Consider the following 24,497-nt stretch of genomic DNA (forward strand, 5'->3'; position numbering starts at 1 on the left):
GGGAAACGCCGCCCTTCGTTTCAATCCGCCCGGACTATCGCATGACCGACCAACCCAGCAAAGCCGATGCCGACCGGGAGAAGGACCTGACGCCGGCGGCCAGCCGAGCGCTGGCTGAAGCCGAGGCGCGCCGTGAAGCGTATCGCCAGAAGGAAGCTGCGTTGCCGAAGGAAATCGGCGGCCGCGGCGGCAAGGAACCCGGCCGCTACGGCGACTGGGAAGTGAAGGGACTGGCTAGCGATTTCTAGGGGTTCAGGAACGGAAGAACTGGGGAACTGGTGAACTGAAGAGTTGAAGAAAAAGGCGCATAGCAGTTCTCCAGTCCTCCAGTCCTCCAGTCCTCCAGTCCTCCAGTCCTCCAGTCCTCCAGTTCCTCAGGCCGCGCTGCGCTGTGCCCCCAGCGTCATCCAGCCGCTGTCATCGATGGCGATGGAGACGGTTTCGTAGCCGCCAATCGAGTTGTGCTGAGTCGTCATTGGATGCTGGTGAGTGGCGCTGATCACCATCACCGACGCGCCCGCTGCTTCCGCCGCCGCGATACCGGCCGGTGCGTCCTCGAAGACCAGACAGTCGCCGATGTCGACGCCGAGCCGTTTTGCCGCCAGCAGGAAACAGTCGGGCGCCGGTTTGCCGTGCGACACATCCTCGGCCGCGACCACCAAGGCGGGAACCGGGATGCCGGCGGCCCGCATGCGCAGCAGCGCCAACGGGCGCGGCGCGGAGGTGACGATCGCCCAGCGCTCGGCCGGCAGCGCGTTGAGAAACCGTACTGCGCCGGCGATCGGCAGCACGCCTTCGACATCGTCCGACTCGGCCTGCAACAGCACAAACGCCTCATGAACAGGGTCGACGCCGGGAAGCGCCAGCCTGGTGATGGTCTCGACCGCCCGCACGCCATGGATCGTCGGCAGGAAGGCTTCGACGTCGAGACCGTGCTTAAGCGCCCACGCCGCCCAGACGCGCTCGGCCGAGGCGATCGAATTGAGCACCGTGCCATCCATATCGAACAGGAACGCGGCGAATTTTCTGCCTGCAAACATCAGATTTTCCACGGGTTAGGGATCGTTTCGGGAGGTCGAAACATGTCGTTCGACCGTAACGTCGCCACGCCTGCCTGGGAAGCCGCGGGAGAGCCTTTTCGATAGTTCCAGGGAACCATGGTCCCGCCTCTGGCGTTTTGAGCATACTGTTTTCCACGGGATCGAAGGGGCAATCATTGTGCTGATCCGGCTCGGCTACGAAATCGCCATTGAATGCGTCGGCGCCACGCCGGTCATCTCGCTGCTTGATATCCACAGGGATCGTCAGGCCGACATCAAACGGCAGACGCGCGTGCTGACGTCGCCTTCAGTGCCGAGCAAGGTCTATCACGATCTGTTCGGCAATACCTGCCGCCGCTTCACCGTACCCGCCGGCAGTTTCCGCATTCTCTATGACGCAGCCGTCGAGGACAGCGGCGAGCCTGACGCGGTCAACACGCTGGCCAGGGAAGTGCCGGTGGCGGAACTGCCGGACGATGTGCTCGGCTACCTCCTCGGCAGCCGCTATTGCGAGACCGATCATCTGAGCAGTCTGGCCTGGCAGCTTTTCGGCCATGTTCCCTCCGGCTGGGCGCGGGTGCAGGCGATCGTCGACTATGTCCACAACCGGCTGTCCTTCGGCTATGGCTATGCGCGGTCGACGCGTACCGCAGCCCAAGCGCATGAGGAGCAGGTTGGTGTATGCCGCGACTTCGCCCATCTGGCGATCACGCTCTGCCGCTGCATGAACATCCCGGCCCGCTATGTGAACGGTTATCTCGGCGACATCGGCGTACCGGCCGACCCGGCGCCGATGGATTTTTCAGCCTGGATGGAAGTGTTCCTCGACGGCAAGTGGTACACGTTCGACCCGCGCCACAACAAACCCAGGATCGGCCGCGTCGTCATCGCGCGCGGCCGCGATGCCACGGATGTCCCGCTGCTGCACAGTTTCGGCCCACACCAACTCTCGCTGTTCAAGGTCTGGACCTACGAGCAGGAAGGCAAGCTGTTCAATCCGCCCTATCACGGCGTCGACAAGACGATCAGCGCGCGGATGCTGGCGTGACCGGATTCTGATCTGCTTCGACACACAATCCGGAAATGGAAAAGGCCGCCGCTTCTTGACGAAGCCGGCGGCCTTCCGTGTTTCCGTCCGTGGCGCGGCCAATGGCGGCGACCGAGGTCACCCGCCGCGCTTATCGCGCCTTAACGGGAAGACTGCTTCCCGAAAGTGCAATCCGCTGAGGCCACGTTCTGGAAAACGAAATCACTCGACATCGGATCACCTCCTTTCGATTTGTTGAACACGTACAGATGATGGGGTGCGTTGCAGCAAAAAACAAGATGCCGATTTGAAATAGCTGGCGAGCCGCCTTTTGCGCCGGGTTGCGAAGAGCCGCGAGGGCGGGCAAAATCCATGCAAGGTGGATTGTCAGGACTCGGGAGGATGGCCATGGAGGCAGCCGAGAAGGCCGCGCGCATCGTGCGAACGGTGATCGAAACGCTGAAGCCGGGTTTTGCGGTCAAGCTGTGGACCGGCGAGCGGATCGGTCCCGCCATCGGGCCCGTGCTCACCATCAACGACCAGGACATCGTCTGGCAGGTGGTGAAGCGGCCATCGCTGTCGACGCTGATCGAGATGTGGATCTCCAAGACGATAGACATCGAAGACGGGACGATTTTCGATTTCTACGCACTGCCGTCGCAAGGCAAGCTCAGGACCAAGCTCAAGTCGCTGCCGAAGCTGGCGATCCTGCGCGACCTGCCGGCGGTGCTCCTGTCACGCAAGCAGATGAGTGCACGCACCGATCTGTCGGGTCGCAACCCCTATGTCAGCGGGTCGAGCCAGGAGGCGATCCAGCATCACTACGACATTTCGAATGCCTTTTACCGGCTCTTCCTCGACGAGCGCATGGTCTACAGCTGCGGCTACTTTAAGGATTTCGCCGATGGCATCGACCAGGCGCAGGCCGACAAGCTCGACCATATCTGCCGCAAGCTCAGGCTGAAGCCGGGCGAAAAGCTGCTGGACATCGGCTGCGGCTGGGGTGCCATGCTGATCCATGCGGCCAAAAATTACGGCGTCGTCGGCCATGGCGTGTCGCTGTCGCAGGCGCAGACCGATCTCGCCCGCGAGCGCATCCGCGCCGAAGGGCTGCAGGACCGCATCACCATCGAAATCAAATCCTATACGGAGCTCAAAGGCTCCTTCGACAAGATATCGTCGATCGGCATGTTCGAGCATCTCGGCCTCGCCAACCACGCCACCTATTTCAAGACCATCCATCGCTTGCTGAAGCCCGGCGGCATCTATCTGCACCACGCCATCACCAGGCGCAGCAAGGGCGACTTGAAGAAAACCTTGCGCAAGGGGCCGGAGTTCAAGGCGCTGCTCAAATACATTTTCCCAGGCGGCGAACTCGACACGATCGGCATGACGCTGGGCAATCTGGAGGCGCATGGCTTCCTGGTCTACGACGTCGAGAATCTGCGCGAGCACTATGCGCGCACCTGCCGGCTGTGGGCCGAGCGGCTACAGGCTCGCTTCGACGAGGCGGTCGCCGAAGTCGGCGAGGCCAAGGCACGGCTGTGGCTGCTTTATCTCACCGGCTGCTCGATCACCTTCGAGCGCGCCTCGGCGCAGATTTTTCAGACCGTCGTCACCAAACGCGCACGCGGGCCGAGCGGGCTGCCGCCGACACGGGCGGATCTGTATCGGTAGAGATAGGATTCGGGGCCGAACCCCACGCTTTCCAAGGTCTGCGATTCGCTGCCTCGCGGTAGAGGCCTACACGAACCGCATCGGCGCGCCGATCTCGACGCGGGCAGGCCTGTCCACAGTGCAATAGACGCCAAGATTGTGCGCGTTGTGGCGGACCAGATTGCGCAGGATGCCGGGATCGTGGTCGAAGCCGTCCTGGCTGATGATGGTGAAGCCGCAGCGGCGGCACGGCTCCGAGACGGTCACCAGCAGATCGCCGATGGCGAGCTTGCGGCCAATCCATTCGGTCTCGGGAAACGAGCCTTTGACCGCCGCCATGTCGACGACGATGTTGGGGCGGAAGCGGCGCGGATCGGGAATGCCTTCGGGGTGCAGCGCCTTGAGCCGCGCCAGCGATGCGGTGGTCAAGAGATGGATCGGCGCTTTGCGGTAGCGCGCCGCGGTGAGCGGGCCGGTGTAGCCGGGAGCGTTGTCCTGGCTGAACGGCCTGATCGAGGCGGCGAAGCCGAGATAGGCCGAGATGGCTTGGTCGCATTCCACACCCGGCACTGCCAGCCAGTCGCCGTCGGGAACGGCGATCTCCAGCTTGCGGTCCTTGCTCAGCCGGGTGCGGATGCGCGGCACCTTGTGCCACTTGGCGTCGCGGTCGGGCCGCGCGATCTCATTGTCCGAGACATCGACAAGGCCGAACAGCCGGTCGCCGTCGATGGTTTCAAGGCCGACCGAAATGGCGTCCTGGCGTTCGCCGGCAAGCGAACTTGCGGGGTAACGCCAGAGCTCCGTGACTGCGCCCAGTGCAGCCATCAAATCCCCTCAGCCCTTCTTGTTCTGGCGGTTGGCGATCAGATCATCGACCACGGCCGGATCGGCCAGTGTCGAGGTATCGCCGAGCGCGGAAAAATCGTCCTCGGCGATCTTGCGCAGGATACGGCGCATGATCTTGCCGGAGCGGGTTTTCGGCAGTCCGGGCGCGAATTGCAGCTTGTCGGGCGAGGCGATGGCGCCGATCTCCTTGCGGACATGGGCCACGAGCTCCTTGCGCAGTTCCTCGCTCGGCTCCACGCCTTTCATCAAGGTAACGTAGCTGTAGATGCCCTGGCCCTTGATGTCGTGGGGATAGCCGACGACAGCTGCTTCCGACACCTTCTCATGGCTGACGAGCGCCGATTCGACCTCGGCCGTTCCCATGCGGTGGCCGGAAACGTTGATGACGTCGTCGACGCGGCCGGTGATCCAGTAATAGCCGTCGGCGTCGCGGCGACAGCCGTCACCGGTGAAGTATTTGCCCTTGTAGGTGGAGAAATAGGTCTGCACGAAGCGGTCATGATCGCCATAGACCGTGCGCATCTGGCCGGGCCAGGAATCGGCGATGCAGAGATTGCCGTCGGCCGCCCCTTCCAGCACCCTACCTTCGCCGTCGACCAGCTGCGGCCTGATGCCGAAGAAGGGCCGCGTCGCCGAACCAGCCTTGAGGTCGGTGGCGCCGGGCAGCGGCGTGATCAGGATGCCGCCGGTCTCGGTCTGCCACCAGGTGTCGACGATCGGCACCTTGCCGTTGCCGACGATGTTGAAATACCACTCCCAGGCTTCCGGATTGATCGGTTCGCCGACCGAGCCCAGCACGCGCAGCGACTTGCGCGAGGTCTTCTTCACCGGTTCGTCGCCGGCGCCCATCAGCGCGCGCAGCGCCGTCGGCGCGGTGTAGAAGATGTTGACCTTGTGCTTGTCGATGACTTCCCAGAAGCGCGACTGCGAGGGGTAGTTCGGCACGCCCTCGAACATCAGCGTGGTGGCGCCGTTGGCGAGCGGGCCATAGACGATATAGCTGTGGCCGGTGACCCAACCGACATCGGCGGTGCACCAGTAGATATCGCCATCATGGTAGTCGAAGACATATTGGTGGGTCATCGCGACATAGACGAGATAGCCGGCGGTGGTGTGCAGCACTCCCTTCGGCTTGCCGGTCGAGCCTGAGGTATAGAGGATGAACAGCGGATCCTCGGCCTTCATCTTCTCCGGCTTGCAGTCGCCTTTCACCGTGGCGATCTCGTCATGGTACCAGATGTCGCGTCCCTGGACCCAGCCGGTCTTGCCGCCGGTGCGACGAACGACGACCACCTTATCGACCTTGGTGCCGGCCTTGGCGGCGATTTCGATCGCTCTGTCGGTGTTTTCCTTCAGCGGGATCGGCTTGCCGCCGCGCAGGCCTTCGTCGGCGGTGATGACGAAGGTCGACTTGCAGTCATCGATGCGGCCGGCCAGCGCGTCCGGTGAAAAGCCGCCGAAGACGATCGAGTGGATGGCGCCGATGCGGGTGCAAGCCAGCATCGCGTAGGCCGCTTCCGGGATCATCGGCATGTAGATGGTGACGCGGTCGCCCTTCCTGACGCCGTGCTTCTTCATCACATTGGCGAGCCGGCAGACATGCTCGTAGAGCTCGTTATAGGTGATCTTCTTGTCGTCGTAGGGATTGTCGCCTTCCCAGATGATGGCTGTCTGGTTGCCGCGCTTCTTCAAATGGCGGTCGATGCAGTTGTAGGAGACGTTGGTTTCGCCGTCCTCGAACCATTTGATCGAGACCTTGCCCTCGAAGGAGGTGTTCTTGACCTTGCTGAACGGCTTGAACCAGTCGATGCGCTTGCCGTGCTTGCCCCAGAACTTGTCCGGATTCTTCACGCTGTCGGCATACCATTTGAGGTAGGTGTCGTTGTCGATCAGCGCATTCTTCTTCCACGCCGGCTGGACGCGGTGGATCTTCACCTCGGACATGTCTTCACTTTCCTCCCAAACCACCCCGCCGGCTTGACCACAGCCAGGATCACGGCGACGCAGCCGCGAATTCGGCGGCATTATTAACAGTTCCGCGCTGACGGCAACATTAGACGTTGGATTCGCGTGGCGCGATGCCGCAGCTCCCGTTTCGGTTGTATCAGCACTCGGCAGCGGTCGCTGCTAACTGCATGTTTTCGTGCATAAAACCCGACTGGGATCAGGAAAATCATAGACAGTTAAGGAACGGCGCGCACAATTCGGTGTTGGGAGGAATGGAGAATCAACTAGGCCAAGGGGCTGTCATGCGCGATCATTCCGAAATGGACCTGATGCTCAAGGGGTATGGCCTGACCACGGCCAAGATTCTGTACCATTTTCCCGACCACCCGCATCTGCTGCAGAGCTTCATCTGGCAGGATTACGATCTGGCGCCGAAGTTTCCGGTGCTGATCAAGTTCATCGAGTTCTGGAAGGCCAGGCTCGACGGGCCGCTGCATTCGATCAGCTACACGCACCAGAAGCTGATCGCGCCGAACGAATGGCGGAAGGTGGATGGGGAGTTCGTGCTGCACTGAGCGGCAGTATAGCTGATCTCCCCCGCAAGGGGGGAGATTGGCAGCTTCAACGTCGTGCGATCACACCGCAGGCGGGTTCAGTCGGGCGAAACCTTCCTGGCGGCGATAAGGGAAGTACGGGTAGGGCGCGGTCACTTCGCTTGCGGCGTCGAGCTTTTTGACCTGCTCCGGCGTCAATGCCCAGCCGACGGCGCCGAGGTTCTGGCGCAGCTGTTCCTCGTTGCGGGCGCCGATGATGACCGAGGACACGGTCGGGCGCCGCAACAGCCAGTTGATGGCGATCTGCGGCACGGTCTTGCCGGTCTCTTCAGCCATCGCATCAAGCGCATCCATGACCCGGTAGAGATGTTGGTCCGCGACCGGCGGGCCGAAATCGGCGGTGTCGTGCAGCCGGCTCTTTTCCGGCAGGGGCTGGCCGCGGCGGATCTTGCCGGTCAGGCGGCCCCAGCCGAGCGGGCTCCACACCAGCGCGCCGATGCCCTGGTCGATACCGAGCGGCATCAGCTCCCATTCATAGTCGCGACCGACCAGCGAGTAGTAGACCTGATGCGCGGCGTAGCGCGGATAAGCATGCTTGTCAGCTTCCGCCAGCGATTTCATCACCTGCCAGCCGGAGAAGTTGGAGACGCCGACATAGCGCAGCTTGCCGGCGCGCACGAGGTCGTCCAGCGTCGACAACACCTCCTCGATCGGCGTGCCGGCATCGAAGGCGTGCAGCTGCAACAGGTCGATGTAATCGGTGCCCATGCGCTTCAGGGCGGCGTCGACGGCTTTGATCAGCCGCGAGCGCGACGAGCCGTAGTCGGCCGGTCTGTCGCCCATCGGCAGCGAAGTCTTGGTCGAGATCAGCACCGCGTCGCGGCGGCCTTTGATGGCTTCGCCAAGCACTTCCTCGGAGGCGCCGTTCGAATAGACATCGGCGGTGTCGAACAGATTGACGCCGGCCTCGAGGCAGATGTCGATCAGCCGCCGCGCTTCCTTGGCATCGCTGTTGCCCCAGGCCCCGAACAGCGGCCCGGAGCCGCCGAAAGTGCCGGCGCCGAAAGAGAGTGCGGGCACTTTCAGGCCCGATGCGCCGAGACGTCGATAATCCATTTTATGCTCCTTGATGATGTCGAAGAAGGATTGCGCGTGATGCTCATGACTGGGCGCAGACCGGCACCCCGATTGTGGGGGCGCGATCGAGGCGCAGCGCCAGGGCAGCGACGCCAAGAGCCGCGACCGGCAGCAAAGCGGCGATCCAGGTTAGTGAGCCGAGGCCGAGGTCATGGGCAATCACCGCGCCGCCAAGCCAAGCGCCGGCGGCATTGCCGAGGTTGAAGGCGGCGATGTTGAAGGACGAGGCGAGGCTCTGGCCCGCGCCTTGCGCCTTTTCCAGCACCCACATCTGCAGCGGCGCCACGGTGGCGAAGGCGGCGGCACCAAGCAGGCCGACATAGATGACGGCCAGGATTTGGCTGTGGACGGCGAAGGTCATTGTGGCCAGCACCAACGCCAGCACCACGAGGCTGCCGAGCACCGCCGGCACCAGCCAGCGGTCGGCGACCTTGCCGCCAAGCAGATTGCCGGCGATAAGACCGCCACCGAAGACGAGCNTCTCGGTGAGCAGCGGGGCGATGTAGGTGAAGACGGCGAAGACGCCGGCATAGCCGAGCACGGTGGTGGCGAGGCCGAGCAGCACCGGCGTGCGGCGCAGCACTGCGAGGTCGGCGCGCAGATTGGTCTTCTCGGGCGCTTCCTTGCTGCGCGGCACCAGAAGCAGGATGACGGCAAAGGCTGCCAAGCCGACCAGGGTTACGGCCCAGAAGGTGGCGCGCCAGCCGAAGGTCTGGCCGAGCCAAGTGCCGAAGGGCACGCCGAGGATGTTGGCGATAGTCAGGCCGGTGAACATCAGCGCGATCGCCGAGGCTTTCTTGTTGGGCGCGACCAGGCCGGTGGCGACCACCGAGCCGACGCCAAAGAAAGTGCCATGGGCAAAGGCGGTGATGATGCGGGCGCCCATCAGCGTCCAGTAGTCGGGGGCGATCGCACAGGCGAGGTTGCCGAGCGTGAAGATCGCCATAAGGGCCAGAAGGACGGTCTTGCGGGGCCAGTTGCCGGTGGCGATGGTCAAAAGCGGCGCGCCGATGACGACGCCCAACGCGTAGCCCGAAATCAACTGGCCGGCGGCCGAGATCGAGACTCCGAGATCTTTGCTGACATCGATCAGCAGCCCCATGATGACGAATTCGGTGACACCGATGCCGAAGGCGCCGGCAGCGAGGGCGTAGAGAGCAAGAGGCATGGCGGTTTCCAGTTCGAACTCGATGAACGCGACCAGACCCGCGCCCCGACCGCAGAGATCGTGTTGCCATGCCTTGTGAACCAGACTTGCCTTGGGCATATTTCCTGTGAAATAGATTCACAAATGGCCAGACCCGATATCAACCGTTCCGGCGAGATCGAAGTGTTCGTCCGCGTCGTCGAGGCGAGCAGCTTCTCGGCTGCGGCTCGTTCGCTGCGTATGACACCGTCGGCGGTGAGCAAGCTGATCGCGCGACTGGAGGCAAGGCTCGGCGCGCGGCTGGTCACCCGCTCGACGCGCAAGCTGCAGCTGACGCCGGAAGGGACGGCGTTCTATGATAGCGGGGTGCGCATCCTGGCCGATATGGCGGCGGCCGAGCGCGAGGCCGCCGTGGGTGCCGCGCCACGCGGACGGCTGCGCGTCAACTCCTATGTGCCCTTCGGGGTGCATCGGCTGATCCCGCTGCTGCCTGATTTCCTCGAACGCTACCCCGGGATTTCGGTCGATCTGGTGCTGACCGACAGCGTCATCGATCTGATGGCTGAACGTGCCGACGTCGCCATCCGCGCCGGGCCGCTCGGCGAGTCGCGGCTGGTGGCGCGCAAGCTCGGGCAAAGCCGGATGACAGTCGTTGCCGCACCGTCCTATCTCAAGACGCATGGCACGCCGCTGGTTCCAGCAGATCTCGACCGGCACAATCGCATGGCTTTCGGCTTTGTCCGGCATGTCGATGGCTGGTCGTTTGTCGATGCAACCGGGAACGCCGTCATGGTGCCGATCACCGGAAACACGCTGGTCGGCGATGGCGAGTCGATGCGGTTGATGGCGGTCGGCGGCGCCGGCATCGCCCGGCTGGCACACTGGCATGTGGCCGATGACATCGCGGCGGGGCGGCTGACGGCGCTGCTGGAGGATTTCAATCCGGGCGACGAGGAGCCTACCCACGCCGTCTATGTCGGCCAGGGCCGGCATTTGCCCGCACGGGTGCGGGCGTTTCTCGACTTTCTGGTCGAGAGCGTGCGGATGAGCTGAAAAGACGTTGGGGAGCCAGATGACCCCCCAAGCATCAGGCGACAGCGATGACTATTTCTTCAGGGTGAACGGCGCCGGGCGGCGACCGGCGCCCTGACGCTCCAGCATCCAGCCGGGATATTCGGCCGGCAGCGCACTGACCTCATCCAGTCTGGCGAGATCGTCGGCGTCGAGCTTCACCTCTGCCGCGGCAAGGTTCTGCTCGAGCTGCTCCATGCGGCTGGCGCCGATGATCACGCTCATGACGAAAGGTTTGGCCAGGACATAGCCGAGCGCCACCGTGGCGACGCTGACGCCGTGCTTCTGGGCGATCTCGCGCNCGAAAGGTTTGGCCAGGACATAGCCGAGCGCCACCGTGGCGACGCTGACGCCGTGCTTCTGGGCGATCTCGCGCATCACGGCGACAGCCGCCCAGGCGCGGTCCTCATCGACCGGCGGGAAGTTGAAGGCAGCGCGGCGGCCCTCGCCATTGCCGGGCGCGCCCGGTCCGTATTTACCCGACAGCAGGCCGCCGGCCATTGGCGACCACACCATCAGGCCGAGCTTTTCCTCGTTGATGAGCGGCACGATCTCGCGCTCGAGGTCGCGGCCGGCGATCGAATAATAGGACTGGATGGTCTCGAAGCGGGAAAACCCCTTGCGCTCGGCTATGCCGAGGGCCTTAGAGATGCGCCAAGCCGCCCAGTTGGAGACGCCGACATAGCGGACCTTACCGCTGGCAACGAGATCGTCGAGCGCCCGCAGCGTCTCGTCGATTGGCGTCACGGTGTCGGTGCCGTGCAGCTGGTAGAGATCGATATGGTCTAGCTGCAGCCGCTCCAGGCTGCCCTCGACCGAATCCATGATGTGGCCGCGCGAAGAGCCGCGCTCGTTCGGGCCCTGGCCCATGGCGCCATGCACCTTGGTGGCAATGACGACGTCCGAGCGCTTGACGCCAAGATCCTTGAGCGACTGGCCAAGCAGGCGTTCGGACTGGCCGAATGAATAGACGTCGGCCGTGTCGAAGAAATTGACGCCGGCGGCGATGGAACGGGCAACGATGTCGTTGACGCCCTTCTGGTCGAGGCTGGCGATCAGGCCCCATTGGGCATTCTCGCCGGCGGCGCCGAAGGTCATGGTGCCGAGGCACAGTTCGGAGACGAACATCCCCGTATTTCCGAGTTGATTGTAGCGCATGGTGGCGGCTCCAGCAGATTGGTGATGACGCCAAGCAAATAGGAACGGTGCGTTTCGTTTCCAGTGGTGGCACAATGGACGCGTCGCGTCTGGCATCATGGAACCTTAGCCACGCCGGGCATTCGCTGGGGTTGTCCGGTGGATCATAATTGCTCGGAACGGAAACGTTGGAGATTAGCCGAAACGTTTCTCACTTCGTCATCCACGGGCGGAGCAGCCGCGGAGCGGCGTCGCGAAGACCCGAGGATCCATGCCGCGACCCTGACCAAAGGGCGCGGCGGAGCAGAAATTCTTCACTGCAGCGGAGCTCAGATGTCGCGGCATGGATCCTATGGTCTGCGCCGCGTCGCTTCGCTCCTTGCTTCGCCATAGGATGACGAAAGCACGATCGCCCGCTGCCAATCGTATATCGTCGAAATTGGCTTACCGGCTCCCAAAAATCGCCGAGCCGACGCGGACGCTGGTGGCGCCGAAGGCTATGGCGGTCTCGAAGTCGCCGGACATGCCCATCGACAGTTTTGCGACCCCGGCCTCCTTGCCGAGCTTTTCCAGCAGGGCGAAATGCGGGCCGGGGTTTTCGTCGGCCGGCGGGATGCACATCAGGCCTTCGATGGCGAGGCCATGGACATCGCGGCAGCGGGCGACGAAGGCGACGGCGTCGCGCGGCTCGATGCCGGCCTTTTGCGGCTCAGAGCCGGTATTGACCTGGACGTAGAGTTTCGGCGTGCGGCCCTGGCGCACGATTTCCTTGGCGAGTTCGGCGGCGATCTTTTCGCGGTCGACGGTCTCGATGACGTCGGCGAGAGCGACGGCTTCCTTCGCCTTGTTCGACTGCAGCGGGCCGATCAGATGCAGTTCGATATCAGGGAATTCCGCTTTCAAGGCCGGCCATTTGCCTTGCGCTTCCTGCACGCGGTTTTCGCCGAAGACGCGCTGGCCAGCCTCGATGACCGGGCGGATGACGTCGGCCTCAAAAGTCTTCGACACCGCAACCAGCGTCACCGAACCGGCGTCGCGGCCGGCCTCGCGCTCGGCGGCAGCGATCCTCGTCTTGACGGCGAAAAACTGTTCAACGGCGCTGGCCATGTCCATATCCTGCCTGTCTTTAATCGTCTTGGCCGGCTCGCCGCAGTTGACGGGTCCGGCAATCCATGGTGAACACCGCGACGACATTTACCTCGGCCACCGGGCCTTGTCCGGCGGTCTGCGCCTGCTTTTAAGTGAAAATCATCCGATGGCAACCGAACGATACAATCCGCGCGCGTCAGAGCCCAAATGGCAGAAGGCCTGGGCCGAAAAGAAGCTGTTCGAAGCGCATAACAACGATCCAAAGCCGAAATACTACGTGCTGGAGATGTTCCCCTATCCCTCGGGGAAGATCCATATCGGCCACACCCGCAACTACACGATGGGTGATGTGGTGGCGCGCTACAAGCGGGCCAAGGGCTTCAACGTGCTGCACCCGATGGGCTGGGACGCTTTCGGCATGCCGGCTGAAAACGCGGCGATGCAGAACAAGGTCCATCCCAAGGAATGGACCTACGCCAACATCGCCGCCATGCGCGAGCAGCTCAAGATGATGGGCCTGTCGCTGGACTGGGCGCGTGAGTTCGCCACCTGCGACGTCGACTATTACCACCGCCAGCAGATGCTGTTCCTCGATTTCGTCGAAAAGGGGCTGGTGACGCGCAAATCCTCCAAGGTCAACTGGGACCCGGAGGACATGACGGTGCTCGCCAACGAGCAGGTCATCGACGGCCGTGGCTGGCGCTCGGGCGCGCTGGTCGAACAGCGCGAGCTGACGCAGTGGTTCTTCAAGATCACCGACTACGCGCAGGACCTGCTGGACTCGCTGAATGGTCTCGGCGAGTGGCCGGAAAAGGTCAAGCTGATGCAGCAGAACTGGATCGGCCGCTCGGAAGGGCTGCTGATCCGCTGGCCGCTGGCCGCTCCGGTTGGCGATGCGAAGGAACTGGAGGTCTACACGACCAGGCCCGACACCATTTTCGGCGCGTCGTTCATGGCGGTTGCCGCCGACCATCCGCTGGCCAGGAAGGCCGCCGAGACCAATCTCGATCTGGCCAAGTTCATCGACGAAATCAGGCATATGGGCACGTCGGTGGCCGCACTGGAGACGGCCGAGAAGAAAGGTTTCGACACCGGCATCCGCGTCGTGCATCCGTTCGACGACTCGTGGACCCTGCCGGTCTACGTCGCGAATTTCGTTTTGATGGAATACGGCACCGGCGCCATATTCGGCTGCCCGTCGGGCGACCAGCGCGACCTCGATTTCGCCAACAGATACGGCCTGCCGGTGATCCCGGTGGTGATGCCGGAAGATGCCGACGCCAAGACCTTCCAGGTCACGGAAGAGGCCTATGTCGATGACGGCGTGATAATCAATTCGCGTTTCCTCGACGGCCTGAAGCCGGAGCAGGCGTTCGACGAGGTGGCAAAGCTCCTGGAGCAGAAGACCATAGGCGGGCGGCCAATGGCGGAGCGCAAGGTGAACTTCCGCTTGCGCGACTGGGGCATTTCGCGTCAGCGCTACTGGGGCTGCCCGATCCCGATGATCCATTGCGAGGATTGCGGCGTCGTGCCGGTGCCGAAGGCCGACCTGCCCGTCAAGCTGCCCGACGACATCGAGTTCGACCGTCCCGGCAATCCGCTCGACCGCCACCCGACCTGGCGGCATGTGAAGTGCCCGCAATGCGGCAAGGATGCGCGCCGCGAGACCGACACGATGGACACGTTCGTCGATTCGTCCTGGTATTTCGCGCGCTTCACCGCGCCCTGGGCCAATGAGCCGACGGAGCCCAAGGCTGCCGATGACTGGCTGGCCGTCGACCAGTATATTGGCGGCATCGAGCACGCGATCCTCCATCTGCTCTATTCGCGCTTCTTCACCCGCGCCATGCGCGCGACCGGGCATCTCGACCTGGCCGAGCCATTCAAGGGCCTGTTCACGCAAGGCATGGTGGTGCATGAGACCTACCGCGTCGGCGGTGCGTCGAACAATGGCCGCTGGCTGTCGCCGGCTGAGGTCAGGATCGAGGATGTCGGCGGCAAGCGCCGCGCCATCGAGATCGCCACCGGCGAAGAGGCGGCGATCGGCTCACTCGAAAAGATGTCGAAGTCGAAGAAGAATACGGTAAGCCCGGAAGACATCACCGACGGCTACGGCGCCGACACCGCACGCTGGTTCATGCTGTCGGATTCGCCGCCCGAGCGCGACGTCGAGTGGACGGACGATGGCGCCGCCGGCGCACATCGCTTCATCCAGCGTGTCTGGCGCCTGGTGTCCATTGCCGCCGAGACGCTTGACGGCGCCAAGCCGCAGGCGGCGCCGGAGGGCGAGGCGGGCGCCGTTTCCAAGGCCGCGCACAAGATCCTAAAGGCTATCGGCGAGGATATCGAGAAGCTCGGCTTCAACCGGGCCATCGCCCGCATCTACGAACTGGCCAATGCCTTGACCGCGCCGCTCAGCGACGTCGCCGAGGGCAAGGCCGACGCGGCGCTGAAAGGCGCCTGCCGCGAGGCGGTGGAGATCCTTGTGCATGTGGTCGCGCCGGTCATGCCGCATCTGGCCGAAGAGTGCTGGCACACGCTGGGCGGCACCGATCTGGTCGCCGAACGGCCTTGGCCGGTCTACGATCCGGCACTGGTGGTCGACAACGAGATCGTGCTGCCGGTTCAGGTCAACGGCAAGAAGCGCGGCGATTTGACAATTGCCCGCGACGCGGACCAAGGTGCGGTCGAAAAAGCGGTTCTGGCTCTCGACTTCGTGCAGAAAGCGCTGGAAGGTAAGGCGCCCCGCAAGGTGATCATCGTGCCGCAGAGGATCGTCAATGTCGTTGCTTGACTTCAGAAGGATGGGGCCTGATCTAGAAAAGACGACGCTATTGCTGCGCCGCGCAGCGCTGTACGGCATGGTCGCCTCGGTGGCGCTGGTTTCGGCCTGCACGGTGAGGCCGCTCTATTCCAGCGCGCCGCTGAGCGCCGGTTCCACGGTCAGCGCTTCGGCGGAACTGGCGTCGATCGCGGTCAAGCCGGTCAAGACACGCTACGCCCAGCAGGTCCGCAACAATCTGATCTTTGCCTTCGGCCAGGGTGCCGGCGAGACGACGGCACCGGTCTACATGCTCGATCTCGGTGTCACCGAACTGGTCGAATCGGCCGCGGTGGTGCAGATCCAGACCGACGAAGACGAGCCGACGGCAGGCACGGTGACGCTGACCGCAAACTATGTGCTGACCGATGCCAGGACCGGCGTGGTGATCGCAACCGGCAAACGGTCGATCCCATCATCCTTCGACAAGCCGACGCAGGAGTTCGCCTCCTACCGGGCACAGCTCGACGCCGAGAACCGCGCCGCGCGTGAACTGGCTGAAATGGTGAGCCTGTCGGTCGCCCAGGACTTGGTCAGGCACGGCAAGAAGGCCTGAGCATTCCCTGGCGCTGCCAACTAGACTTTTAGCAGTCCGCAACAAAAAGGCCGGTTTCCCGGCCTTTCTTCGTTTGTATCGAACCGATCTCAGCCGATCTTCTGGCCGGTCTTGGCCCAGTCGGCAGCGAACTGATCCAGGCCCTTGTCGGTCAACGGGTGCTTGACCAGCGCCTTCAGCGTCGCGGCCGGCGCGGTAACGACATCGGCGCCGATCAGGGCTGCCTGCTTGACGTGGTTCACGGTGCGAACCGAAGCGACGAGGATCTCGGTGTCGAAATCGTAATTGTCGTAGATCTGCCGGATCTCCTGGATCAGTTCCATGCCGTCCGCGCCGGTATCGTCGACGCGGCCGACGAAGGGCGAGATGAACGAGGCGCCGGCCTTGGCCGCCAGCAGCGCCTGGTTGGCCGAGAAGCACAGCGTTACATTGACCATGCGGTTCATCTCGGTGCGGATCGTCTTGCAGGCGCGCAGGCCGTCGAGCGTCAGCGGCACCTTGATGCAGACATTGTCGGCGATCTTGGCCAGGATGTTGGCCTCGGCCATCATGTCCTTGTATTCGACCGCAACAACCTCGGCCGAAACCGGGCCCTTGACGATGTCGCAGATCTGCTTGGTGACCTCGGCGATCTTGCCGCCGGATTTCAGGATCAGCGAGGGATTGGTGGTCACGCCGTCGAGCAGCCCCAGGTCGTTCAGTTCCTTGATGTCCTTGATGTCAGCGGTGTCGACAAAAAATTTCATGGGGGTCTCCTGAAAGATTTCCATGTGCATGCCATGCACATTCGGGGTTGCCCTTTGATCTAGACCAAAGTCGGGGCAAGGTCACGCCCGATGATCGAAGATTCGCCCTTTGTCGCAGCCGCGCCGGTGCTGGTGCCGATGCCGGCCGAACGGCCCTACACCTACGCTGTGCCTGCCGGCGTGCGCGTGGTGCCGGGCTCGATCGTGCGCGTGCCGCTCGGTCCGCGCCAGGTTGCCGGCATCGTCTGGGATGGTGCGGTCGAGAATATCGACGCCAAAAAGCTGCGCCCGATCGAACAGGTCTTCGACTGCCCGCCGATCGACCGCGGCATGCGCCGCTTTGTCGACTGGCTGGCGCAGTACACGCTGTCGCCGCCCGGCATGGTGGCGCGCATGCTGTTGCGCGCGCCGGAGGCGTTCGATCCCGAACCATGGATCGAGGGCCTGCAGCGGACCCTCGTCATGCCCGACCGGATGACGGATGCCAGGACGCGCGTGCTGGAGACGGCGGAAGGGGGGCTTGCCTGGACGCGATCCGGCCTGGCGCACGCGGCGGGCGTGTCGTCGACGGTGGTCGAGGGGCTCAAGGCGCAAGGCGTGTTCGAGACGGTGATGATCCCGCCTCGACCGGTGGTCGCCGCGCCCGATCCCTCCTACGCCATGCCGGAGCTGATGCCGGACCAGGCAGACGCGGCCGCCATGCTGCGCGCCAATGTCGCGGCCGCTGCTTTCAACGTCACGCTGCTCGACGGCGTCACCGGCTCGGGCAAGACGGAAGTTTATTTCGAAGCGGTGGCGGCAGCCCTGGACCAGGGCAGGCAGGTGCTGATCCTGCTGCCGGAGATCGCGCTGACGCATGCCTTCCTCGAACGCTTCCAGCAGCGTTTCGGCGCCAAGCCGGCGGAATGGCATTCCGACCTGCCGCCCCGAATGCGCGAAAAGGTCTGGCGACAGGTGGCGGAAGGCGGCGTGCGCGTCGTCGCCGGCGCACGCTCGGCGCTGTTCCTGCCGTTCCGCGAGCTCGGGCTGATCGTCGTCGACGAGGAGCACGACCCCGCCTACAAGCAGGAGGATCGCGTCTTCTACAATGCGCGCGACATGGCGGTGGTGCGCGGCCATATCAGCGGCTTCCCGGTGGTGCTGGCGTCGGCGACGCCATCGGTCGAAAGCCGGGTCAATGCGCAGCAGGGCCGCTACAGCAGGGCGGTGCTGTCGGCGCGCTTTGCCGAAGCCGCGCTTCCCGATCTCAAGACGATCGACATGCGGCGCGCGCCGCCGGCCCGCGGCGGCTTTCTGTCGCCGCTGCTGATCGACCAGATGCAACGTACGCTGGAGAAGAAGGAGCAGTCGCTGCTGTTCCTCAACCGGCGCGGCTATGCGCCGCTGACGCTGTGCCGCGTCTGCGGCCACCGCTTCGGCTGCCCGGTTTGTTCGGCCTGGCTGGTCGAGCACCGCTTTCGCGGCCAACTCGTCTGCCATCATTGCGGGCACAATGAGAAGCGGCCGGAGGCTTGTCCGGAATGCGGCACGCTCGACCATCTGGTCGCCTGCGGGCCTGGCGTCGAGCGGATAGCTGAAGAAGTCGTGGCGCATTTCCCCGACGCGCGCACGATCGTCCTGTCGTCCGATTTGATGGGTGGAGTGCGCCGGCTGCGTCTGGAGCTCGAGGCCATTGCCAATGGCGAGGCCGACATCGTCATCGGCACGCAGCTGGTCGCCAAGGGCCATAACTTTCCCAACATGACGCTGGTCGGCGTCGTCGATGCCGATCTCGGCCTCGCCAATGGCGATCCGCGCGCCGCCGAACGGACCTTCCAATTGCTCAGCCAGGTGACTGGACGCGCCGGCCGCACCGGCAAGAAGAGCCTCGGCCTGCTGCAGACTTTCCAGCCGGACCATCCGGTGATGCGGGCGATCGTCTCGGGCGATGCCGAGGCCTTTTACGAACGCGAGATCACTGAGCGCGAACGGGCAGCCCTGCCGCCCTTCGGCAGGCTTGCCGGCGTCATCGTCAGTGCGGTGACGCGGGCCGAGGCCGAAGGCCACGCGCGCGGCCTGCGCCGTGCAGCACCCCAGGCCAGCGACCTGTTCGTGCTCGGCCCGGCCGAGGCGCCGCTGTCGCTGCTTGGTGGGCGCCATCGTTTCCGCTTGCTGATCCAGGGTGAAAAGCGCGCCGACATCCAAGGCTTCATCCGCACCATGCTGGCCGAAGGGCCGAAGCAGCGCGGCTCGGTTCGCGTGCAGGTCGACATCGATCCGCAGAGCTTCTTGTAAGCACAAAGGCTGACGACGCCGCCGGCTGCCCTATGCCGTTTTGTCAAGAAAGCTCAACATCTTAGCGCCGGCTAAAATGCGCGCCGTTCATGTACCCGGCTCCCATCCGTTCGCTGACTAATCCTGATTTGAAAAGCCACAAAATAAATGTTGACTCGTTTTATCATGAATTATAACTGGGCCTTTCCGCTCTGGCGCTGGGGACCAGGGCATAGATGGGGACAGCATGCGCAGATTTTTCAGTACGCTTCTTTGGTCATCGGCTTTGGGTTCGTCGATTATGGCAGGCGCGGCATTTGCCCAGGAAGCCGCTCCGACGGACCAGCAGGGAGCCACCGTGCTCGATCAGATACTGGTCACCGGCCGCAATGAAAGGTCGATTTCCAGCGTCGCTCAGTCTGTCCAGGTCGTGGAACAGGAACAGGTCGAGGAAGCCGCGCAGGAAAATATCGACGCCGCGACCCTGATCAGCCGCATCGTCCCCGGCTACGCGCCACGCAACCAGACCATTTCCGGCGCTTCGGAAACCTTCCGCGGGCGCAGTCTTCTCATCATGGTCGACGGTGTGCCGCGCAACACACCGCTGCGGGACGTCTCACGCATCCTGTCGATGATCGACCTGAATTCGGTCGAGCGCATCGAAGTCATCAATGGCGCGTCCAGCCTTTATGGCGCCGGCGCCACCGGCGGCACGATCAACTTCATCACCAAGCGCGGCGACAGCGACAAGCCGAAGGTGACGGTGCGCACCGGCGTCACCGCCTTCACCGAAAACCCCGGCAAATCGGCCGGGCCCAGCACCAGCGTCTCGGTCGAGGGCAAGAAAGGCGATTTCGACTATTTCTTCTCGGCGTCCGGCGATCTGTCGCGTCGCACCTATGACGGCCACGGCAACGAGGTGGCTTCGGACGCCATGCTTGGCCAAGGCGGCGGCGACCGCACCGGCACGGGCAATCTGTTCGGCGTGGCCGGCTACCAGTTCGATTCCAGGCGCTTCGAGGCCAGCGTCGACTGGACCTATGCCAACCAGAAGCCGCACTGGTTCACCGATTACACGACCAATCCCGTCTCCCCGGATTTCGGCGATCCCTATGAAGGCAAGCCGCTGAAGGAAGATTCGAAATATCTGACCGCCAAATACACCGACAGCGACTTCGCGCTCGGAAACCTCGAGGTCAAGGCGTTCTACAACGACATCTTCAAGCAGTCGCCCTTTACCAAATTCTCGGCCGTCAACAGCCAGGTGTATTTACCGACGAACCCGACGCGGCCGGTGATCCTGCCGCCGGGTACCGACCCGACCGCCGACTTCAACCAGACGGCGCTGCAATCGCGGCGCAGCGGCGTCAACCTGACCGTCAACACGCCGATGAACTTTATCACTCAGGGCAGCACGCTGACCTGGGGCGCCGACTACGTCTTCGATGCCACCGATCAGCAGCTGACCAACGGTCAGGACGCCATCTCGCCCACGACCCAGAACTCGGTTGCCTTGTTTGCGCAAGGCGAAATTCCGGTGACGGATCGCTTTCGCATCAGCGGCGGCGCGCGCTACGACCAGTTTTATCTCAATGTTGAAGACTTCACCCGGCCTGCCGCTGCCGTTCTGCTCGGCCGCAACATTATCGGCCTGCCGGCGATCCGGGTGACCGGCGGCTCGTTCGACTACGACGCCGTCACCTTCAACGCCGGCGCCGTCTACGATCTGACCGAAAGGATGCAGCTTTTCGGCAATTTCTCGCAAGGCTACAGCCTGACCGACATTGGCGGCTTCACCCGCCGGGCCGGGTTGAACTCCAACGCCGAAACCTGCGACGCCTATGGCACCGCCATCCGGCCGCTGCTGCCGTGCACCAACGCGCCGGATTATGCGATCAGCTATGCCGATATCGCGCCTGAACCCCAGCTGGTGAACACCTGGGAAGCCGGTCTGCGCGGCGATTGGGGCGACTATCGCGGCGGCGTCAGCACCTATCTGTCGACCTCGGACAACGGCGTCAGCTACGACATCGTCAACAACCGGGTATCGCAGCAGAAGGAACGTATCTGGGGCGTCGAAGCCAATCTCGAGGCAGACCTCAGCGGCATGTTCACGCTGGGCGGATCGGTCGGCTATGTCGAAGGCAAATACGACGCGGATCACGACGGCCACATCGAAGCGAACGAGTATCTGCCGAACAACCGTGTCCCCTCGACCTACAAGGGCCTGGTCTATCTCACCACCCGTTTCGAGAACGAGCTGACCCTGCGCAGCGAGTTGGAGCTGTTTTCCGGACGCGACCGCATCGCCACCCAGGAACTGGACGGTGCAGCACTGGTCAATCTCGCCGTCTCGAAGACGTTCGGCAATGAAAGCGTGCTGAACCTTGCCGTGCGCAATGTGTTCGACACCTACTACATCAACCCTTCCGCATCGGCGACCCGCGGCGCCGACGTTCCGGGTCTGGGACGTTCGGTCGCTCTGTCCTACCAGATCACATTCTGAGGGGCGGCGGTGGCGGTGTCTCTCCAACGAAACGGTGCATTAGTCTCGCTGCTGGGAGAAGCGCCAGCCGATCCGGCGGATGGCGCGCGCTATATCGAGGCGCTCGGCCGCCTTTCGCAGGAACGGGAGCCGTTCGTGCTCCTGGTTGATATCCGCATCGAGATCGCGCTGAGCGACGCCCGGCGCAAGGCGCAAAACCTCTGGTACAAGGCGGAACGCGAGCAGCTCGAAAAAGCCTGCCGCGCCTGTGCGCTGGTGCGCCCCGCCGCCGACGAGAACATGCAGCGCGTCTGGCAAAGCCTGTTCGGCTTTCCAGTGCTCGTCACCCGCAGCCGGGCGGAGGCCGGCGCCTTCCTGAACGGTTACGCACCGAAGGACTATGTCAAATGAGCGCCGACGCAGACCGGCCGGCGCCCGCCGGGCTTCCGCGCCTGCGGCTTTTCGTCGTTCTCGCCTGCCTTTATCTGGCGCAGGCCATCCCGAGCTATCTGTTTGCCGCGGCGATCCCGCCGATCCTGCGCGAGCAGGGCGTGTCGCGCACCGCCATTGGCTTGATCGCGCTGCTGATGCTGCCGCTGGTGCTGAAATTCCTATGGGCGCCGCTGGTCGACCGCTTTCGGCCAATGGCCCGCGCCCATCGCGCCGGCTGGGTCATCATCACCCAGATCGGCGTCATCGCCGGCATCGCCGCCATGCTTTGGATCGAGCCGACCGATGTCGCCGGTATCTTTGCCGTCGGCCTTGTCGTGAGCCTGTTGATGTCGACCCAGGACATCGCCACCGACGGCTACGCGGCCAAATATCTCGACCCGAAGGACAGGCCGATCGGCAATGCGATCCAGGGCGGCGCCGTCGCGCTCGGCGTCGTTCTCGGCGGCACGCTCGGCCTGTTGGCTTATCATCATGCCGGCTGGCAAACCATGGTGGCCATGGTGGCCGCGCTGTCCATCATCCCGCTGGTCGCCGCCTTCGCCATGCGCGAGACCGATCCCGTCGCCAGCGCGCCGCAGGCGGCCATCGACCGCCCCTCGATCCTGCGCTTTCTGCGCCGGCCGGAGGCACGCCAGATCCTGTGGATCGCGCTCATCTACCGCGCCAGCGAGGGGCTGGTGAAGTCGATGGAAGGCTCCTATCTCGTCGATGCCGGCGTGCCGCTCGATATCATCGGTTATCTCTCGGGCGGTGCCGCGCTCACCGTCGGGCTCGGCGGCTCGGCGCTGGCGGCGTGGCTGCTGCACAAAAGGGGCGCCGCCTCGGTGCTCGGCCTGCTCGGCGCGCTGCGAACCATCTGCTTCCTGATCTTCGCGCTGCACGCTTTCGGCGCTATCGCCGGCTTCTGGCCGATCTTCGGCGCCTCGTTCCTGCAGACGCTGGTGCGCTACATGGAGATCGTGGCGCTCTACAGCCTGTTCATGTCCGTCACGTCGTCGGACCAACCCGGCACCGATTTCACCATCCTGTCCTGCGCCCAGCTTATCGTCTATCTCGTCGGCTCCATGCTGGCCGGCCGCCTCGCCGACATGCTCGGCTACTCCGCGCTGTTCACCCTGGCGACAGTGCTGTCGGGCATCGCCGTGGTGGCGACCTATCGCATGCTGAATGCCCATTTCGCCGATGCCGCAAAAGCCCAGCCGGGTACTCCGATGCAGCCGCTGCCGGAGGTCGCCGAATGAGCGCGGTTTGGCTAGTGCTTGCGAACCATGGCAGCGAGACAGGCAGCGGCCAGCGCCAGCGCCGCGCAGTCGGCCAGCGGCGCAAAGGGCCAGAGCGTGAAGGCAAAGCCGCCGGCCAATGCGCCGATGCTCTGGCCGAGCACATGGGTGCTGGTGAGCCAGCCGGCCGCCGCGCCCTGCTCGCCGGGCTCCAGGCGCTTCATCAGCCAGGCGGTGTAGCCGGGTGTCGCCAGGGCAATGCCGGCCGCCGCCACCACCAGAGACGCTGCCGAGGCAACATGGCTGGCCGCGACGGCCAGCGCCGTCATGCCGACGCAAACCATGAAACAGCCGACGACGACGCTGTTGCGCTCCGCCAGCCGCAGGCGCGCCATGAGCAGTCCCTGGACCAAAACCATGACGATGGCGACCAGCATCAGGGCCAGGCCGGTCACCGTCGTGGCCTGCGTCGCACCAAGGCCAAAACGCTGCTGGGCCATCGGGCCGAGCATCATCTGCACCTGTCCGAAGCCGAGCGTCAGGCACAAGCCCATCGCCAGGCAAGGCAGAGCGCGGCGATCGAAGGGCGATATTCCACGGCCGACGTCGGCTGCCTTGCCGTCGCCCCGTCCGCCGGCTTCCCCTTTGCCCGGCGCGAGCCACAGCAACAGCGGGCTGAACAGGAACAGGATGGGCGGCAGCAGCGGCGACAGGACGGCAGCCGTTGCCGCCAGCGCGCCGGCCAGCCGCCCCATGCTGACGCCGGCGCCAAGCAGTCCCAGCGCGGCCTGTCGCCTGTCATCGGCAACCGAGCGGCTGGCCCAGACCTGCGCCGTCGGCATGACGCCGGACGTGGCAAAACCGTACACGGTTCGCGAAAGCATCAGCAAAGCGATGCCGAGCGCGGCTCCCATGCCGGCTATCNATCCGCCGCGCCGCGGCCGAACCGGGATTCCTTAGCGATGCCGAGCGCGGCTCCCATGCCGGCTATCAGCAGAATGGCGAACACCGCCTGGCCGGCCAGCATGGAGAGGCCGAGCAAGCGCAGCAGCCTGGCATGGCCAAGCCGCTCGCCCATACGGCCCCACAGCGGCGAGCCGACCAGAAAGGCCGCCGCGCCGACAGCAGTTGCCGCGCCGATCGCAAACGTGTCGAGCCTCAGCCGCTCCATCACCAGGGGAACGAGCGATACGAAGGCCGACTGGCCGAAGCCGATTGCCGAGACCGCGATTGCCAGGCGGCGAAGAAGCGAAGATCGATTTTTCATACTGGTCGTCATAATGCGAAGCTTATTTCCTGGTTAGAATAAATA

The 24,497-nt window shown here is 64.0% G+C and carries 21 protein-coding genes; 11 read left to right on the forward strand and 10 right to left on the reverse strand.

Annotated elements, in window-relative coordinates; genetic code table 11:
- The first annotated feature begins 41 nt into the window (after positions 1-41).
- The gene (locus X771_RS146515; protein WP_023688862.1) at positions 42-248 is read left to right on the forward strand and encodes a DUF1674 domain-containing protein; all 207 of its coding nucleotides are present in this window, start codon (positions 42-44) and stop codon (positions 246-248) included.
- A gap of 126 nt (positions 249-374) precedes the next feature.
- Here X771_RS146515 and X771_RS146510 read toward each other — a convergent pair whose 3' ends face one another.
- Positions 375-1,040 carry an HAD-IA family hydrolase gene (locus X771_RS146510; protein WP_023668644.1) on the reverse strand — a complete coding sequence of 222 codons (666 nt, stop codon included), beginning with the start codon at positions 1,038-1,040 and terminating at the stop codon, positions 375-377.
- Between the two features lie 178 nt (positions 1,041-1,218).
- Here X771_RS146510 and X771_RS146505 point away from each other — a divergent pair, with 178 nt between their 5' ends.
- The gene (locus X771_RS146505) at positions 1,219-2,088 is read left to right on the forward strand and encodes a transglutaminase family protein (RefSeq protein ID WP_023688863.1); all 870 of its coding nucleotides are present in this window, start codon (positions 1,219-1,221) and stop codon (positions 2,086-2,088) included.
- A gap of 387 nt (positions 2,089-2,475) precedes the next feature.
- Positions 2,476-3,744, forward strand: coding sequence for a cyclopropane-fatty-acyl-phospholipid synthase family protein (locus X771_RS146500; protein WP_023688864.1), 1,269 nt, complete (start codon positions 2,476-2,478; stop codon positions 3,742-3,744).
- Positions 3,745-3,810: 66 nt separating this feature from the next.
- Here the strand turns inward: X771_RS146500 and X771_RS146495 are convergent, their stop codons facing one another.
- A complete protein-coding gene (locus X771_RS146495) occupies positions 3,811-4,548 on the reverse strand; it encodes an MOSC domain-containing protein (RefSeq protein WP_023688865.1) in 738 nt (245 codons plus the stop codon).
- Positions 4,549-4,557: 9 nt separating this feature from the next.
- A complete protein-coding gene (gene acs, locus X771_RS146490; protein ID WP_023688866.1) occupies positions 4,558-6,513 on the reverse strand; it encodes an acetate--CoA ligase in 1,956 nt (651 codons plus the stop codon).
- A 305-nt stretch (positions 6,514-6,818) separates the two neighbouring features.
- On the opposite strand from acs, the gene X771_RS146485 reads away from it, so the two are divergent.
- The gene (locus tag X771_RS146485) at positions 6,819-7,091 is read left to right on the forward strand and encodes an usg protein (RefSeq protein ID WP_023668649.1); all 273 of its coding nucleotides are present in this window, start codon (positions 6,819-6,821) and stop codon (positions 7,089-7,091) included.
- A 60-nt stretch (positions 7,092-7,151) separates the two neighbouring features.
- Here X771_RS146485 and X771_RS146480 read toward each other — a convergent pair whose 3' ends face one another.
- Positions 7,152-8,186, reverse strand: a complete 1,035-nt coding sequence (locus X771_RS146480; protein ID WP_023688867.1) for an aldo/keto reductase — start codon at positions 8,184-8,186, stop codon at positions 7,152-7,154.
- A 43-nt stretch (positions 8,187-8,229) separates the two neighbouring features.
- Positions 8,230-9,375 carry an MFS transporter gene (locus tag X771_RS146475; protein WP_023688868.1) on the reverse strand — a complete coding sequence of 382 codons (1,146 nt, stop codon included), beginning with the start codon at positions 9,373-9,375 and terminating at the stop codon, positions 8,230-8,232.
- A gap of 123 nt (positions 9,376-9,498) precedes the next feature.
- On the opposite strand from X771_RS146475, the gene X771_RS146470 reads away from it, so the two are divergent.
- The gene (locus tag X771_RS146470) at positions 9,499-10,407 is read left to right on the forward strand and encodes a LysR family transcriptional regulator (RefSeq protein ID WP_023688869.1); all 909 of its coding nucleotides are present in this window, start codon (positions 9,499-9,501) and stop codon (positions 10,405-10,407) included.
- Between the two features lie 51 nt (positions 10,408-10,458).
- Here the strand turns inward: X771_RS146470 and X771_RS146465 are convergent, their stop codons facing one another.
- On the reverse strand, positions 10,459-11,583 hold the full coding sequence (locus X771_RS146465; RefSeq protein ID WP_023688870.1) for an aldo/keto reductase: 1,125 nt from the start codon (positions 11,581-11,583) through the stop codon (positions 10,459-10,461).
- Between the two features lie 423 nt (positions 11,584-12,006).
- Positions 12,007-12,669: a YggS family pyridoxal phosphate-dependent enzyme gene (locus X771_RS146460; RefSeq protein WP_023688871.1), complete on the reverse strand. Its 663-nt coding sequence runs from the start codon at positions 12,667-12,669 to the stop codon at positions 12,007-12,009.
- 148 nt (positions 12,670-12,817) lie between these two features.
- On the opposite strand from X771_RS146460, the gene leuS reads away from it, so the two are divergent.
- Both leuS and lptE read left to right on the forward strand, forming a co-directional pair.
- Positions 12,818-15,445, forward strand: a complete 2,628-nt coding sequence (gene leuS / locus X771_RS146455; protein WP_023688872.1) for a leucine--tRNA ligase — start codon at positions 12,818-12,820, stop codon at positions 15,443-15,445.
- The gene (lptE, locus tag X771_RS146450; RefSeq protein WP_023688873.1) at positions 15,432-16,028 is read left to right on the forward strand and encodes an LPS assembly lipoprotein LptE; all 597 of its coding nucleotides are present in this window, start codon (positions 15,432-15,434) and stop codon (positions 16,026-16,028) included. Before leuS ends, lptE begins: the two co-directional genes overlap by 14 nt.
- Positions 16,029-16,117: 89 nt before the next feature.
- On the opposite strand, the gene fsa is transcribed toward lptE, so the two are convergent.
- Positions 16,118-16,774: a fructose-6-phosphate aldolase gene (fsa, locus tag X771_RS146445; RefSeq protein ID WP_023688874.1), complete on the reverse strand. Its 657-nt coding sequence runs from the start codon at positions 16,772-16,774 to the stop codon at positions 16,118-16,120.
- A gap of 90 nt (positions 16,775-16,864) precedes the next feature.
- On the opposite strand from fsa, the gene X771_RS146440 reads away from it, so the two are divergent.
- From X771_RS146440 to X771_RS146425, 4 genes are all read left to right on the forward strand, one after another.
- On the forward strand, positions 16,865-19,048 hold the full coding sequence (locus X771_RS146440) for a primosomal protein N' (protein ID WP_023688875.1): 2,184 nt from the start codon (positions 16,865-16,867) through the stop codon (positions 19,046-19,048).
- A 280-nt stretch (positions 19,049-19,328) separates the two neighbouring features.
- Positions 19,329-21,533, forward strand: coding sequence for a TonB-dependent receptor (locus X771_RS146435; protein WP_023688876.1), 2,205 nt, complete (start codon positions 19,329-19,331; stop codon positions 21,531-21,533).
- Between the two features lie 15 nt (positions 21,534-21,548).
- Positions 21,549-21,923 (forward strand): hypothetical protein, encoded by a 375-nt coding sequence (locus X771_RS146430; protein ID WP_156936009.1) that lies wholly within the window; start codon positions 21,549-21,551, stop codon positions 21,921-21,923.
- Positions 21,920-23,206, forward strand: a complete 1,287-nt coding sequence (locus X771_RS146425) for an MFS transporter (RefSeq protein WP_023688878.1) — start codon at positions 21,920-21,922, stop codon at positions 23,204-23,206. Before X771_RS146430 ends, X771_RS146425 begins: the two co-directional genes overlap by 4 nt.
- An 11-nt stretch (positions 23,207-23,217) precedes the next feature.
- On the opposite strand, the gene X771_RS01000000165120 is transcribed toward X771_RS146425, so the two are convergent.
- Positions 23,218-24,099 carry an MFS transporter gene (locus X771_RS01000000165120; protein WP_023688879.1) on the reverse strand — a complete coding sequence of 294 codons (882 nt, stop codon included), beginning with the start codon at positions 24,097-24,099 and terminating at the stop codon, positions 23,218-23,220.
- A 5-nt stretch (positions 24,100-24,104) separates the two neighbouring features.
- Positions 24,105-24,452 carry an MFS transporter gene (locus X771_RS1000000169885; protein WP_023688880.1) on the reverse strand — a complete coding sequence of 116 codons (348 nt, stop codon included), beginning with the start codon at positions 24,450-24,452 and terminating at the stop codon, positions 24,105-24,107.
- Positions 24,453-24,497: the final 45 nt, after the last annotated feature.

The organism is Mesorhizobium sp. LSJC269B00 (assembly GCF_000502815.1).
In the GTDB taxonomy this organism is placed as follows: domain Bacteria; phylum Pseudomonadota; class Alphaproteobacteria; order Rhizobiales; family Rhizobiaceae; genus Mesorhizobium.